A 15,428-nucleotide genomic window follows, 5' to 3' on the forward strand; every position below is an offset into this window, starting at 1 on the left:
AATCACTTTGATAGTTAAAATCCTATTACCACTTTGATCGCAAGCGCAATAAATACCATACCTAATAGTCTATCTAACCACACATTTTGCTTGGTAAAGCCAAAGCGCTTTTTAGACACATCAGTAAGTAAAGCCACCAATAAATACCACCCAGTATCTATTACAAAAACGGTTAAGCACATAATAATACCGATGTTTAATGTAAGGTTTTCTGGATCGATAATCTGCGAAAATAGCGCCAAAAAGAAAATTGCCAACTTAGGGTTTAAAAATGCAATCGCAAAACCATCTTGTAACGCCTTAGAACTGCTCACTGCACTTTTTTGAACTTGCAGCTCGCTGTCGTTAGGTTTTGAAAATAGTATTTTCAAACCTAAATACGCTAAATAGGCTGCCCCTAAGTACACTAAAAATTGATACACAGTAGGAAACTGCAACATCAATGCGCCTAATCCCAATAATGAGGCCGCTGCATATAATCCAACCCCAAAACCATGGCTTAACGCTGCCAGCATGCCATTTTTCATCCCGCCATTTAAGCTATGCTTTAATACCACAGCTAAACTAGGCCCTGGCGACATTGCGCCCATCATGCATACCAGTGCTAAGCTAAACCATAATGATAATGCCATTAGTAACCCTTATATTTCTTCATTTTCAATAAGTAATGCATAACCATGCACTTGCCCATAAAAGCCTGTCAATGGCACTGCGTTTATTACTTTCCAGCCGTCTTGGTTTAATTCCTGTATGCGATCATTTAGTGCGACTATATCTACCCCACCCAAAAAACGGGCCTTTCTGAATTCGATTACTTTTTGCATTTTAATCCTTGTTGAACTTATAACATGTATTCAAAATCGTAATGGTGAATCCCTTGCTCAATCCGTATTTTCATACTGCCTGTTAGTCCTGCGAGCTCATCAGTGCCTGAGTCGGGTACCACTTTTAAAATCAAGCTATCTTGGCCTTTATCCATGGTGCCAAAATGCTGCAGTACAAAACCACCTTGCAAACCATCAAGTTCGCCTATTACTTGTTCAATAGCCACATAACCGGCACTGCCTTGGGTGGGGGTCATGGCGCTGAGCATTTCACCTTGGCTAGTTGCGGTTAGGCCACCAGTAAATTGTTTATCAATCGCCATACGACCTAAGTTAACGCCTTGCTGCCCGTGTGCATACCCCTCTATAGGCGCTAATGTAACGGTAAACTCGCCAGTTACCTGTTTAGTTGTCATAACTTTTCCTTATTGATGATTTTTAATACTATTGATTTTTAATCTATTGATGCCATATCTATACCTTAATCATCAATAAGAATCTACTATGCCTACAGACAAGCCTGCTTCAGATAAAGCCGCCTTTAGCGCTTTATTCCCTATATTCAATTTTATTAAGCCTTATAAATGGGTAGTTTTAGGGGCTTTAGTGGCGTTACTTGCCACCGCAGGAGTTAACTTATCGCTAGGGCAAGGCGTTAAATTTGTGATTGATCATGGCTTTATTGCCGGCTCGCAAGCGCAATTACAACAAGCTGTGTTGGTATTAATTGGTTTGATCAGTTTATTGGCAGTGGGTACATTCAGCCGATTTTATTTAATGTCGTGGATTGGCGAACGAGTCAGTAACGACATTCGAAAAGCCGTGTTTAATCGTATTGTTACCTTGCACCCGAGTTACTTTGAAGAAAATCGTAGCGGCGAGCTGATGTCGCGTTTAACCACCGACACCACATTATTACAATCTATTATTGGCTCGTCATTTTCTATGGCACTGCGAAGCGCGCTAATGTTAGTCGGTGGTTTAATTATGCTGCTTGTTACTAATTTAAAGCTTACCTTGGTCGTTGTGGCCTGCGTCCCTTTAGTACTGGTGCCTATGATAGTGTTTGGTAAAAAGGTGCGCAAACTCGCCAGTTCTAGCCAAGATGCTATTGCCGATATAAGCACCTACGCGGGTGAGATCATTCAAAACATAAAAGTGGTACAAAGTTATAGCCACGAACAACAAGAACAATCTGCTTTTGCGCTTGAAACCGAAAAGGCCTTTAATGTGGCTAAAAGCCGAATTAAACAACGTTCGTTTTTAATTGCAGCTGTTATTTTTCTTACCTTTAGTGCTATTAGTGCCATGCTCTGGGTAGGCGGTAGTGATATGTTAGCAGGCACTATGACGGGCGGTGAACTCGGTGCTTTTGTGTTTTATGCCATTATGGTGGCCATGTCGGTAGCGACCGTTGCAGAGGTTTATGGTGAACTACAGCGCGCCGCAGGAGCCGCAGCAAGATTGCTCGAACTGCTCGCCGTTGAAAGTAAAATACAAAACCCCGAAATTCCACAAGATGATGAGTTACATGCAACAACCAGCAACAGTGCAATTTCACTTGAAGGTATTAGTTTTAATTACCCTTCTCGCCCAGATGTAAGCGCATTAAATAATATCAGCTTAAATATTGAAACAGGTAAAACTGTGGCTATTGTTGGCCCTTCCGGTGCGGGTAAAACTACCTTATTTGAACTATTGCAGCGCTTTTACGATCCAGCCAGCGGAGCGATTAAGTTTCATAATATAGATATTAAAGAGTTGTCGTTAAACACCTTACGCAACAAAATGGGCATGGTGGCACAAAACCCAATTTTATTTAGCTCTGATGTCATGCATAACATTCGCTATGGCAACCCAAGCGCCAGTGACGAGCAAGTTTATGCGGCCGCCAAACATGCACATGCTGATGAATTTATAAAACAGTTACCACAAGGCTATAACAGCTTTTTAGGTGAGCAAGGTGTTAGGCTTTCGGGTGGGCAAAAGCAGCGTATTGTACTTGCCCGCGCCATTTTAAAAGATCCCGAAATACTGCTACTCGATGAAGCTACCAGCGCACTTGATGCGCAAAGTGAGCATCATGTTCAGGCCGCACTTGAGCACTTAATGCAAAATAGAACAACGCTGATTATTGCTCATAGACTAGCCACGGTAAAACACGCCGATATGATTGTGGTAATGGAAAATGGCGAAATAAAAGCCACAGGCACTCATCAGCAATTAATGGCAAGTAACCCTTTGTATCAAAAGCTATGTGAATTACAGTTTAATCTAGATTGATTGCAATTTAGTCGCTACTTTTTATCAAGCCATTTATTCATTGCGGTATCGTAAGCCTCAGTTAGCTTGGTTTTATCGCACTTTGCACCAACAATATAACTATCTGGCAAGTCATTTTTTGGCATAACTCCAGCACCAACGGATACCTTTTTAAAACAGCTATCACCTCGTCGGTAAGTGGTAAATTGCATATTTTGCTGCTCTATTTTTAATAGCGACTTCACCTTCCCTGCATGCTCTTTTGGGACGGTAATGCGCTTTTTCTGAGGGTCATTCTTTGCAGTATCAGAATAGCCAGTTTGTTGCTGTAAAATACTATTGAGCCCTTTTTTCAGGTCGATCTTTTTATAAGACGTTGCGGTTACAGGGTGGGTGTTTATGGAGGTGGTACTTACCGGCTCAGTCGTCTCCTTTGTTTTTTTATTAGTCGCATTTAGTGGTTTTGATTGGGTTGCATTAACAGGCTTGGTTGGGGTTATTTCTGTATTAACATTTTTATTAGCGCTTTGCTGAGTGGCTTGTTGCGTTACTTTAGTTTTGGCAGGCACATTCACCATATACGCTTTAATTGGCGTTAATTGCGGCTGTTTAATTTTAGGGGCTTTTAAGGTAGTTAAAAAAAACAAAACTAACCCATGTAAACATACCGATAAAATAATTGCTGTACGCCAATTTGTCATAAACATGTCCCTATGAAGAACTCCTTATGACAACTAACTTATTTAAAAGTGCCCTTTAAATAAGTACACAAACCGCGCGCAAACGCGGTTTGTAACTACAAAAGCTAACCTTGAGTGTTTGGTACAATTTGAATTTCTACTCGGCGATTTTGCGCACGACCATTCGCTGTGTCGTTAGTCGCTATTGGGCGTGATTCGCCATAGCCACTCGTGCTTACTCGTGCCGCCATAATTTGCTGGTTCACTAAGTAGTTTTTTACACTTTGTGCACGCTGCTCTGAAAGAGTCATGTTGTAACTGTCTTTGCCCGTGCTGTCGGTGTGACCTTCAACACTTAAGTAGGTTTTTTCGTATTTATTCATTACACTTGCTATCGCATTTAAAGTGTCATGAAAGCCCGATGAAATATAAGATTGATCAGTCGCAAACGTAATATTAGAGGGCATCACTAAGCGTAAGTTATCGCCTTCACGAACCACTTCAACTCCCGAACCCGCTAACTCATCACGAAAAGCAGCTTCTTGTTTATCCATGTAATCACCTACAGCAGCACCCGCTAGCGCACCAATAGCTGCACCAATAAAAATACGCTTATCTTTATGATTACCTGTAGCTTTACCTAAAATACCACCCGCGGCTGCACCAATAGCGGCACCTTTACCTGTGTTATTCATTTCACAGCCAGAAAGTAATACAGCAACGACAGTGACACTTAAAAGTGATTTAGTTAACATCATGGTAATTTCCTATTCATTTAGAATTTATTATTGCGATTATGCAAATATATGTATGAACCAACAATGAAGAATAACGTATAAGCGTTGATATTGCCTATCAAATAAGGAAGTAGTGATAGCGTTTCATAATAATGTCATACTTGTTTGTGACAATTTTATGATTTATCAAAAGGCGATGGACACTATGTTAATTGCGATTTTTAGGCAGTTTTTTTTGCTTGGCTGCATGAGCTTTGGCGGCCCTGCCGCGCATTTAGGTTACTTTAAGCACCACTTTGTTGATTCGCTTCGCTGGTTAAGTACAGCGCGTTACGCGCAGCTAATTAGCTTAAGTCAAGCTCTGCCAGGCCCTGGTTCAAGTCAGGTTAGCTTTGCTATTGGCGTAGAACGTGCGGGTGTACTCGGTGGTATCGCTGCGTTTATAGGCTTTACCCTGCCTTCGTTTTTGATCATGGTGCTAATTGCAATAAGTGCACATCAGTTTGATGCTGTTTATTTTGCTATTATTGCAGGTTTGAAACTATTTGCCGTGGTTATTGTTGCTGATGCGACCCTTAGTATGGCGAAGAGCTTTTGCACCAGTGCGGTACTTAAACTTCTGGCAATAATGAGTACTTTAGCACTGATTTTATTTCCTATGTTGGGCACTCAAATCGCCATTTTAGTAACCGCTGCCATTATCGGTGCTTTATGGCCTTTACTTAACTTAGCTAAATCTACAGAAAATGTTAGCAGAGAAAAAACCAACATCAATTGGATTGCTCTTGGCTTATTTGCACTACTACTTGCCATCAGCTTTATCCCACTTGGCGAAAACGCTGCGTTATTCGCGCCTTTTTACCAAGCAGGTGCCATGGTATTTGGTGGTGGACACGTTGTATTACCTGTTTTGCAAGCGGGAGTTCCAACGCTGAGTAATGATCAATTCTTAACTGCGTACGCCAGTGCCCAAGCCGTTCCTGGCCCAATGTTTACTATAGCCACCTACTTGGGGGCACAATTGAACTCTGCACAACCATTAGTGGGTGCGCTAATCGCAACATTATTGATATTTTCACCCGGTTTTTTACTGATGCTGGCGTTTCAAAAAAGCTGGATAAACTTGGCCAGTAATCCTCGCTTTGCCAGCTCAATTGCAGCGCTTAATGCTGCTGTAGTTGGCTTTTTGGCAGCTGCATTATATTCGCCCATTTGGACTTCTGCCGTAAGCAATATTTGGCAAATTGCATTAGTGATTGCTGCGTTTGCATGGTTACGTATTAAAAAGCCACCTATTTGGTGGCTATTGTTATTGTTTATTGGTGTTGGCCTTGGACAGCATTATTGGGCACTTTAATACTGGGTTTACCTGCCATATTGGCTCCGTCAGCTGGGCTTAATTGCCCACTGACACTTTGATAAGCGCGCAGCCCAAACACAGGTAATACGGCCAGTAAATGGTCCATAATTTCAGCTTGTAAGTGCTCGTACGATATCCAACGTTTGTCTTCACTGAAGCAGTAAAACTCAATCGGTAAGCCATGATTAAGCGGTTGTAGTTCACGCACCATAAGTGTGAGCGAGGTATTGATTTTACTGTGTTGTTTTAAGTAACCCTCTGCATAGCGACGAAATAGCCCTAAGTTCGACACCGGATCGGGAAGTGTGCCTAGTCGAATATATTCTTGCAGTGGTATAGCCGCTTCTATTTGCGCTTTAAAATCGTCATCAACTAAAAAGATGCTGTTCATATCAATGTTTAAAGAACGCTTGATGCGTCGCCCACCAGATTCTTGCATACCGCGCCAATTTTTAAATGAACCGGCCACCAGCATATAAGTAGGGATGGTCGTTATGGTGTTATCCCAGTTACGCACTTTTACAGTATTAAGTCCTAAATCAATTACTTCGCCATCGGCGCCGTAGTTATCTACTTGGATCCAATCTCCATAGGTCACCAAACGATTAGCGGCAATTTGAATGCTGGCGACAAAACCTAATATGGTGTCTTTAAATACTAATAAAGTAACAGCGGCAATAGCACCAAAACCAGAGAGAATATAAGTCGGCGATTTTTCAAGCACAATACTAACAATTAATATTGAACACACAATAAAGGTGATCAGCTTAACCACTTGAATTAAGCCTTGAATAGGTACTTCTCGGGCAAAATCTAATTGGTTATAAATAGCGCCAGCAATGCTCACTATGCTGCTAATAATAAAACCTATATAAATAATTAATAATGCTTGGCCAATGGTTTTAAGGATCTCTTGAGCAATTGCATTAACCGGATAAACACTATCAAATGTGGCTAAAAAAAGCACACAGCACAGCAAGCAGGCAATCCGCTTATTCAGCTTAGTTAACATAGGTGACAATGAACCAATACGCTCAGGAGAGAGTTTAGTCACCACCTTTTGAATACCCGGTAACATTAAGCGACGAGTAAATAAGTAAACAAATAATAATGAAAGAATGCCAATTGATGAGGCGGTGATTGCACTGAGAAAAAAAGCATCGGGGACTTTTTCAAACCAAGGAGTAATTAGCTCCTGTAGGTGTGTTTTGCTCATGGTATTTCAATTTCCTTACTGGGTGTTAATTCAGTACTAGCTTGTTGAATATGAATAGCGCTTAATTGCTTATCTTTTACTGTCCATAAGTTATTTAAGTATTGCTGAAACTGGGCCCTGAATGCCTTATCGGTTTGGTAACTGCCAATCATCTGTGTATTTATTGGCATAACCTCAATAGTAATATGAATAGACTCCAACTCGCCTTTTAAAATATTACGACACACATGATCTGACTGACCGCTATACACTAAACTGGTGTTAAGCATAGCGTCAAACTGCTCGTTTAAAACCTCTAAGGCAAAAGCAGTTCCACCAGCCTTAGGTTTTAATAAATGCTGAAAAGGACTTTGTTGATGCTGGTGCTTTTGCGCAGTAAAACGCGTACCTTCTACAAAGTTAACTATGGTTGTAGGATGATGACGAAAGTTACGGCAACTGCGCTTAGTACGCTCGACATCTAAGCCTTTTAAATTCGGATTTTTAGCCAATTGCGCTTTGGTCACTCGTTTCATAAAGGGCATACCCATCGCCCACGCACCAGTGCCAATAAATGGCACGTATTTAAGCTCATCTTTTAAAAAAAACTTAGGGGCTGGCAATGCATCCAACGAGCTCAATACCGCAATATCAAGCCAGCTAATATGATTACTGATTAGCAAATACCAACTGTTGGCGTTTACCTCCCCACTAATATTAACTTTAATATTATTACAGCCTAACCACAGCCCTAAGCGGTTACCTTTGCACCACCCTTTATACGCACTGTGTAATAATTTACTCACTACAGGTATGGGCAGCACTAATTTAACTAACCCAAGGGTAAGCACTAATGCGCCAAATATTATTAAATTAGCAAATAAAACACAGCCAACAATTAAGCCATTTAACCAATTAGGTAACCATTTTTTTAGCATAACTGTCAGCTCATTTTGTTATTTTTGTTTGAGATTAACCAACGTCTGGTTTTTTTCTTCCCACACGCGGTTTAATTCACTTTGAAAGCGTACTCTAAAGTCAGGATCATTAGTGTAATCACCAATTAAGTCGTCACTAACGCCTTTTACTTCAACATGTACATCAATGTGTTTTACTTTACCGGCTGCAAAATCCATAAAGGTAGGAATGCCCTCAGGGTAATGAATAGTGACATTTACCACTTTAGAAATTTGCTCACCCATGGCTTGCATTACAAACGCCACACCACCCGCTTTCGGTTTAAGTAAGTGAGGAAACGGGCTATTTTGACGCGCATGCTTTTGCGCTGTAAACCGCGTCCCTTCAACAAAGTTAACCACACTGACTGGCATTTCTTTAAATTTTTCACAGGCTTTACGGGTGGTTTCTAAATCTTTACCACGCAATTTAGGATTCTTTTTTAATTGGCTTTTACTGGTACGGGTCATAAAAGGAAAGTCGAGTGCCCACCAACACAAACCTAAAACAGGTACGTAAATAAGCTCTTTTTTCAAAAAGAAGTTCAAAAAAGGTATTTTTCGGTTAAACACCCGCTGTAACACTAAAATATCCACCCAGCTTTGATGGTTCGCAATAACTAGGTACCAATCTTTTAATTTAAGCTCTTCAAGGCCAATAACATTAAGTTTAGTTGGCGTTAATAACGTCTGATTTAACGTGTTGAAGGTCACCCAAATAGAGGCACATTGCTTGGCCGTCCAGCTCATTAATTTTTGTAGTGGTTTGATTGGGATTAACTTAACGATGCCACAAATAAAAATAGGCACAAACCAAAAAAGAGTGTTTATTGTATAAAAGAAAATACTAAATACACTACGAATAACTGACATTACTTCTATTCCTTTAAACATCGCGCAGCCACTAAGACCGCGCTTAACTATGCAACTAAATTAATCTTCAAAATAGGTGTAGCCTTCAAGCCCTGCATTGAGCTCGGCTAGGTACCCTTCTTTACAGTGTTCTGATACATCAAGTTTATTAATTTGAGTGGCAAAGTTATCAGCTAATAACTCGCTATCATAATCAACAAATTTTAATACATCCTTAACGCTGTCTCCTTTAATGGCATTGGTTAATACATATCCTTGCTCATTAAGCTCAACATGGACTGAGTCGGTATCACCAAATAGGTTATGTAAGTCACCTAAAATCTCTTGGTATGCCCCCACCATAAACATGGCAATATGATACTGCTGACCTTGTGTATATTCAGGGATAGGTAAACTAGTTTCAATACCTGCACCTTCAACGTACTCACGTATTTGCCCGTCAGAATCACAAGTAATGTCTTGGATAATCGCGCGCTGAGTAAGCGGCTGCGTTAGGTTTTCGATGGGCATGACCGGAAATAACTGCTGAATACCCCATACATCAGGTAATGACTGAAACAATGAAAAATTCACAAACAGTTTATCGGCTAGCTTTTCGTTTAAATCATCCAGCACTTCGCGATGAGCGCGTGCGTTAACGCTTAACGATGCACGAACTCGGTGTAAAATCGTAAAGTAAAGCTGCTCTATTTTCGCCCACTCTAGCATGCTCACTAAACCATGCACGTATTGATCGTGTGCTTCGCTAAATAAGTGCATAGCATCATGATATATTTCAAGTGCCATACGTGGGTTCAAACGTTGTAGGCATTGCCACATTTCATCTAGCACTAATGCGCTGTTTTCCAATGGCGGTTCTGGGTTTAAATGATTCGGTGCTTTTTCTACATCAATGACATCGGTGATCAACACTGCATGATGAGCCGTTAATGCACGGCCAGATTCGGTAATAATCGCAGGATGCTTTAAGTTATGCTGATCGCACACATCGGCAAATGCATTCACTACATTACGCGCGTATTCTTCGACTGTGTAGTTCATTGAGCAGGCACTACGTGAGCCTGAGCCTTCGTAGTCAACGCCAAGCCCGCCACCCACATCAACCGTATTTAGCGGTACACCGTATTGAGTTAATTCAGCAAAATGGCGAGCACATTCGCGCAAGGCACGATGAATATCACGAATATTGGCGATTTGAGAACCAATATGAAAATGCACCATTTGCATTAAATGCAACTTGTTATGTTGCTTAAGTACTTCCACTGCACTGAGTACTTGCCCTGCGGTTAAACCAAACTTACCTTTTTCACCACCGGTATTTTGCCATTTACCTTTGCCAACCGAATTTAAGCGAATACGAATTCCAATAGCCGGTTCAATGCCTAAATTATCAATTTCTTCAAGCAATGTGGTTAGCTCTGAGAGTTTTTCAACCACAATTTTAACGCTGTGTCCCATTGCTTGACCAATACAGGCTAAACGTAAAAACTCGCTGTCTTTGTAGCCGTTACATACAATAGTAATAGGCTCTTTCGCCACCCCTAAAATGGCCATTAGTTCAGGCTTAGAACCAGCTTCAAGTCCCACTAGGCCACTTGGGTGAGCTAATAACTTACTCACAACAGAGCGCTGTTGGTTTACTTTGATAGGATAAACACAGGTGTATTTGCCGTTATATTCGCGGTTAGTGCGCGCTTGAGTAAAGGCATTGGTGAGCGTATCTACACGATTTTTTAAAATATCAGTAAAGCGCACCAGTACGGGCAATGTTAACCCTTGCTGCTTAAATTGCTCAGTAAGCTGACTTAAAGAAATGGCAGGTTTTGTTTGGTCGCCATCAGGATAGGCTATCAACTCACCTTGTGCGTTAATATCAAAATAACCATCGCTCCAATGAGCAACATTGTATGTAGCACGTGCTGTTTCTAAACCCCAAGTCATGGCAACTCTTCTTTATTAAATTAGGTGTAAAGGGGCATTTTAATACGTCACTATCTGCTAAGCTAACAAAAATTGAACTTTCCCCTCTTTATAGCTAACTTTATTCGCTAAAGAGAGTAAAATTTGATTGAGCAATAGGCCAAGCACTGGCAGAATTGCCTCCTTTTTTTCATACTCAACCAAAAGTGTAACAACAACTATGGCAAATTTAGATCAAAGTAAGTGGTTTACTGAAATTAGCGACCGCGATGGCAGCGCATTTTCATTACGTATTAACAAAAAGTTAGATGAAAAACAGTCTCCTTTTCAAAAAGTAGAAATGTTTGAAACCACAGACTTTGGTAATTTAATGATCATTGATGGTTGTACTATGGTAAGTAGCCGTGAAAACTTTTTTTACCACGAAATGATCAGCCACCCAGCATTACTGGCGCATCCAAACCCAAAAAATGTAGTTATTATTGGTGGCGGCGACTGCGGTACGTTACGTGAAGTGCTCAAGCACCCAAGCGTAGAAACTGTAACTCAAATAGATATTGACGAAGTGGTTACCCAAATATCGTTAAAGTACTTCCCAGAGTTATGTGAATCAAATAATGACCCACGTGCTACTGTGATGTTTGACGATGGCATTAAATACATGCGCGAAGCAGCTGGTGAGTCTATTGATGTAGTGATTGTTGATGGTACTGATCCGGTAGGCCCAGGTGAAGGTTTATTTAACCATGCGTTTTATACTAGCTGTTTAAACGCACTTCGCCCTGGTGGAATACTGGTACAACAAAGTGAATCGCCATTAATGCATATGCCACTGTTGGTTGAAATGCGCGAAGCTATGCTAAGTGTTGGTTTTAACGATTTACAAACACTCCCATTCCCACAACCTATTTACCCAAGTGGGTTATGGTCAGTGACGCTAGCTCGCAAATCTGAGGCTTTTAATGGCTTTAGAGAAGACGGCGCAGCAATAATTGCACAGCATAGTGAATACTACAATGGCGGCATTCATCACGGTGCACTCGCAACACCTAATTACATGAAACGCGCTTTTGATAAAAAATAATAAGTTATAAATACAAAACAGGGCTCGCTAGAGCCCTTTTTTATGTGTTTAATTACATTGAATACGTTTGCAGTCATCTCGTAATAACCCCACCTTCACTTTATGCTCATAGTCTACAATTTGACATAAAGGACACACAATGAGATTACCTTTACTGCTAGTTGCTTTACTTTCAAGCAGCGCTTTTGCAAAAGAAGCCATGCTGGAATCGCCTGATCAAAAAATTAAAATCACCATATCTGATCAATCTTCATCTCCTTACTATTCTATTAGCTTTAATGGTAAACCTGTTATTACACAGTCACATTTAGGTTTTAGATTTAAAAGCCAAGCGCCATTTGATGAAGGTTTTGTTATTAGTGAAGTAACTCGCTCACAAACCGATAGTCAATGGCAGCAACCTTGGGGAGAGCGTCAAACCGTTGTCGACAAGCACAATGAAATTGCCGTTACCTTTAATAAACCCGCACCCCACGGTGGCACATACACAGTGCGATTTAAAGCCTTTGATAGCGGTGTGGGATTTCGCTATGAAGTCCCTAAACAAGCCGGTTTTGAAAAAACAGAAATTACTAAAGAGCTGACCGAGTTTGCCATCGCCGGTGCCGATAAAGCCACTGCATGGTGGATACCTGCTCGCGGTTGGAATCGTTACGAATATGTCTACAACACCACAGCCTTACAAGATGCTGCACTCGCTCACACCCCTTTTACTTTTAAAAATGGCAACGGCGTGCATGTCAGTATTCATGAAGCAGCCCTAGTCGATTATGCGGGCATGGTGCTTAACCAACGTCGCCCAGGCACTTTTAGCGCCGATTTAACGCCATGGTCAGATGGTATAGCAGTCAAAAAGCACGGTGTATTTAATACGCCTTGGCGCACCATTCAAATTGGCGAACATGCGGTAGACTTAGTTAATTCAGATATTATTTTAAATCTAAATGAGCCAAATAAGCTCGGTGATGTGTCCTGGGTTAAACCAGGCAAATACGTAGGTATTTGGTGGGGCATGCACATCAATGAGAATACTTGGGGTAGTGGCGAAAAACACGGTGCTACCACAAAAAATACTAAATACTACATGGACTTTGCCGCAAAATACGGCTTTGATGGTGTATTAGTGGAAGGTTGGAACACCGGTTGGGATGGCGACTGGTTTTTTAATGGCGATGTATTTAGCTTTACCCAAGCATATGATGACTTTGATATTGAGGAGCTTACCCGCTACGGTAAGCAAAAAGGGGTGCAGTTAATTGGCCACCATGAAACCTCAGGTAACGTAACAAATTATCGTAATCAAATGGAAGACGCTTTTGCGCTTTACGAGCAATCAAATGTAAGCCAAATTAAAACCGGTTATGTGGCCGATGGTGGCAATATTAAACGCATTGATGAAAACGGCATTGCCCGTTTTGAGTGGCATGACGGCCAATTTATGGTTAATGAGTACTTATACAACGTTAAGCTAGCTGCAAAACATAAAATAAGTATTAATACTCATGAGCCAATAAAAGACACCGGCCTTCGCCGAACTTACCCTAACTGGATTGCCCGTGAAGGCGCTCGCGGCCAAGAATTTAACGCATGGGGCACGCCACCCAATCCACCAGAGCACATTCCAATGCTTGCTTTTACGCGTATGCTTGCAGGCCCAATGGACTTTACACCGGGTATTTTTGATATGAGCTTTAATGGCTTAGGTGGCGATACAAACCGTCCGCAAACAACGCTGGCAAAGCAATTAGCACTTTATGTTGTAATGTACAGCCCAATTCAAATGGCGGCTGATTTACCTAAAAATTATTTAGCTAAGCCCGATGCTTTTCAATTTATTCAAGACGTACCGACCGATTGGCAACAAAGTATTGCGCTTGATGGAGAAGTAGGCGACTTTATTGTATTTGCTCGAAAAGAACGTAAACGCGATCAGTACACTGGTAATGACTGGTACTTAGGCGCTGTAACTGATGAAAACGCCCGCACCATTGAGGTTAAACTCGACTTCTTAGATAAAGATAAACAGTTTGAAGCGCAAATCTACAAAGATGGTGATAAGGCAGAGTGGAAGAACAACCCTTACGATTTAAAAATCGAAAAACGCACTGTTACCGCAAATGATAAACTCACACTAAAATTGGCCACCAGTGGTGGTACAGCCATTCGTTTTAAAGCACTATAAAATGGTTAAAGCTATCCGCATATAACGGCGGATAGCTTTATTTAGTTTTGATTAACCACTTTAACCGGTAAATATATTTGCGCACTTAAACCACCTTCAGGGCGATTAGAGAGCACAACCTTGCCATTATGCATGTCTATAATGCGTTTAATAATAGCTAAGCCTAAACCACTGCCTTCACTGCCTCGTGCAGCGTCACCTTGCTTAAATGGTTCGAACACTGATTCTAATTCACTCTCAGGAATACCTGGGCCATTATCGTTAACCGCAATAATGACGTACTTTTTATTGCTATTAAAATAACTTTGCACCTCAATATCCCCTTGCGAGTAACGCAGTGCATTTTCAATCATATTCGTCACTACTCGCTTAATAGCAACTGAGCTGATGGGAATATTACCTAGGTTAGGATTGCTTTCAAACGTGATAACACGTTGATGCTTTAATTCACTTTGTACGACTTCGGCTACTAACGCATTGATATCTTCATAGCTTTGTTCTTCACGTTTATGATGGCGTAAATATTCAATAAACTGATCAATAATGCCATTCATATCTTCAATGTCGTAAATAATACCTTCGCGTAAATAATCATCTTCATCAACCATCATTTCTGTGGCTAACCGAATGCGGGTAAGCGGTGTGCGTAAGTCGTGAGAGACACCGGCCATGAGTAATCGACGATCATTTTCAAGGGCTGCTATACCTCGCGACATTTGGTTAAAAGCGCGCGTTACCTCAATAACTTCGCTTGAGCCTTGTTCTTGTAACTTAGTACTAAAATCACCAACGCCTACTTTTATTGCCGCTTGTTGCAGTGCTTTTAATGGTCGGTTCAAATGCCTTGCAAATAACCACCCGCCTAATACACTTAAAAAGCCTATACTGGATAAGTAAAAAGTTAAAAATTCAAGATTACTTTCTTTAAATCCGGTTAAGGGGACTTTAACCCAATAGCCCGGTGCTTGCGGGGCTTCCACCCAATAAATAAGTGGATCGGTTTGACTAATGCGTACCCGAGAAAACCCATTCAACTGCTCTGACATACTTCGCGATAGCCCCGAATACTCACGACTTTGCCCTAAGCCATTGCGCATCGCTTCACGCTGAGTCATCACCTCAATACCGGTTATTTCAAAAAACTTTTCTGAAACTTCATCGGTTACTTCAACACCATCTTCCCAGTCAATAAATACAGTTTTAATTTGCTTAGCGAGCATCAAATTAACTTGCTCAATGGTGGGTTTAACAACATATAAACTTACTGTGACGTAGGATACAATTTGGTTAATCAGCAACAAAGCTGCTACTAAAAAAACAGTTTGCCCAAACGCACTACGTGGAAACATCCCCAT

Annotated in this window: 14 protein-coding genes; 4 read left to right on the top strand and 10 right to left on the bottom strand. The window is 41.1% G+C overall.

Features of this window, described 5'->3' with window-relative positions; genetic code table 11:
* Positions 1-14 precede the first annotated feature (14 nt).
* From ND6B_RS15610 to ND6B_RS15600, 3 genes are read right to left on the bottom strand one after another with little or no spacing between them, the layout of a single operon-like run.
* Positions 15-632 (bottom strand): LysE family translocator, encoded by a 618-nt coding sequence (locus tag ND6B_RS15610; protein ID WP_033102761.1) that lies wholly within the window; start codon positions 630-632, stop codon positions 15-17.
* A 9-nt stretch (positions 633-641) separates the two neighbouring features.
* Positions 642-824, bottom strand: coding sequence for a hypothetical protein (locus tag ND6B_RS15605; RefSeq protein WP_008109493.1), 183 nt, complete (start codon positions 822-824; stop codon positions 642-644).
* Positions 825-841: 17 nt separating this feature from the next.
* On the bottom strand, positions 842-1,240 hold the full coding sequence (locus tag ND6B_RS15600; RefSeq protein WP_033102762.1) for a DUF3224 domain-containing protein: 399 nt from the start codon (positions 1,238-1,240) through the stop codon (positions 842-844).
* Between the two features lie 88 nt (positions 1,241-1,328).
* On the opposite strand from ND6B_RS15600, the gene ND6B_RS15595 reads away from it, so the two are divergent.
* The gene (locus ND6B_RS15595) at positions 1,329-3,107 is read left to right on the top strand and encodes an ABC transporter transmembrane domain-containing protein (protein WP_033102763.1); all 1,779 of its coding nucleotides are present in this window, start codon (positions 1,329-1,331) and stop codon (positions 3,105-3,107) included.
* 14 nt (positions 3,108-3,121) lie between these two features.
* On the opposite strand, the gene ND6B_RS15590 is transcribed toward ND6B_RS15595, so the two are convergent.
* Complete coding sequence (locus tag ND6B_RS15590) at positions 3,122-3,787, bottom strand: hypothetical protein (protein WP_033102764.1); 666 nt, start codon at positions 3,785-3,787, stop codon at positions 3,122-3,124.
* A gap of 104 nt (positions 3,788-3,891) precedes the next feature.
* Entirely contained in the window at positions 3,892-4,524 is a 633-nt protein-coding gene (locus tag ND6B_RS15585; protein WP_016899327.1) for an OmpA family protein, read from the bottom strand.
* Between the two features lie 184 nt (positions 4,525-4,708).
* Here ND6B_RS15585 and chrA point away from each other — a divergent pair, with 184 nt between their 5' ends.
* The gene (chrA, locus tag ND6B_RS15580) at positions 4,709-5,860 is read left to right on the top strand and encodes a chromate efflux transporter (RefSeq protein WP_024602198.1); all 1,152 of its coding nucleotides are present in this window, start codon (positions 4,709-4,711) and stop codon (positions 5,858-5,860) included.
* Here chrA and ND6B_RS15575 read toward each other — a convergent pair.
* Genes ND6B_RS15575 through speA form a run of 4 tightly spaced genes read right to left on the bottom strand, consistent with a single transcriptional unit; the run spans position 5,820 to position 10,828 of the window.
* The gene (locus ND6B_RS15575) at positions 5,820-7,079 is read right to left on the bottom strand and encodes a mechanosensitive ion channel family protein (protein WP_016899329.1); all 1,260 of its coding nucleotides are present in this window, start codon (positions 7,077-7,079) and stop codon (positions 5,820-5,822) included. The genes chrA and ND6B_RS15575 overlap by 41 nt on opposite strands.
* Positions 7,076-7,996, bottom strand: a complete 921-nt coding sequence (locus ND6B_RS15570; protein WP_013466094.1) for an acetyltransferase — start codon at positions 7,994-7,996, stop codon at positions 7,076-7,078. Before ND6B_RS15570 ends, ND6B_RS15575 begins: the two co-directional genes overlap by 4 nt.
* A gap of 18 nt (positions 7,997-8,014) precedes the next feature.
* Complete coding sequence (locus ND6B_RS15565; RefSeq protein ID WP_008109502.1) at positions 8,015-8,887, bottom strand: acyltransferase; 873 nt, start codon at positions 8,885-8,887, stop codon at positions 8,015-8,017.
* 60 nt (positions 8,888-8,947) lie between these two features.
* On the bottom strand, positions 8,948-10,828 hold the full coding sequence (gene speA, locus ND6B_RS15560) for a biosynthetic arginine decarboxylase (RefSeq protein ID WP_033102765.1): 1,881 nt from the start codon (positions 10,826-10,828) through the stop codon (positions 8,948-8,950).
* 199 nt (positions 10,829-11,027) lie between these two features.
* On the opposite strand from speA, the gene speE reads away from it, so the two are divergent.
* The gene (speE, locus tag ND6B_RS15555; RefSeq protein ID WP_033102766.1) at positions 11,028-11,891 is read left to right on the top strand and encodes a polyamine aminopropyltransferase; all 864 of its coding nucleotides are present in this window, start codon (positions 11,028-11,030) and stop codon (positions 11,889-11,891) included.
* Positions 11,892-12,030: 139 nt separating this feature from the next.
* Positions 12,031-14,073: a glycoside hydrolase family 97 protein gene (locus ND6B_RS15550; protein WP_033102767.1), complete on the top strand. Its 2,043-nt coding sequence runs from the start codon at positions 12,031-12,033 to the stop codon at positions 14,071-14,073.
* Between the two features lie 41 nt (positions 14,074-14,114).
* Here the strand turns inward: ND6B_RS15550 and envZ are convergent, their stop codons facing one another.
* Complete coding sequence (envZ, locus tag ND6B_RS15545) at positions 14,115-15,428, bottom strand: two-component system sensor histidine kinase EnvZ (RefSeq protein WP_013466098.1); 1,314 nt, start codon at positions 15,426-15,428, stop codon at positions 14,115-14,117.

The organism is Pseudoalteromonas sp. ND6B (assembly GCF_000764215.1).
Lineage (GTDB): Bacteria > Pseudomonadota > Gammaproteobacteria > Enterobacterales > Alteromonadaceae > Pseudoalteromonas > Pseudoalteromonas tetraodonis.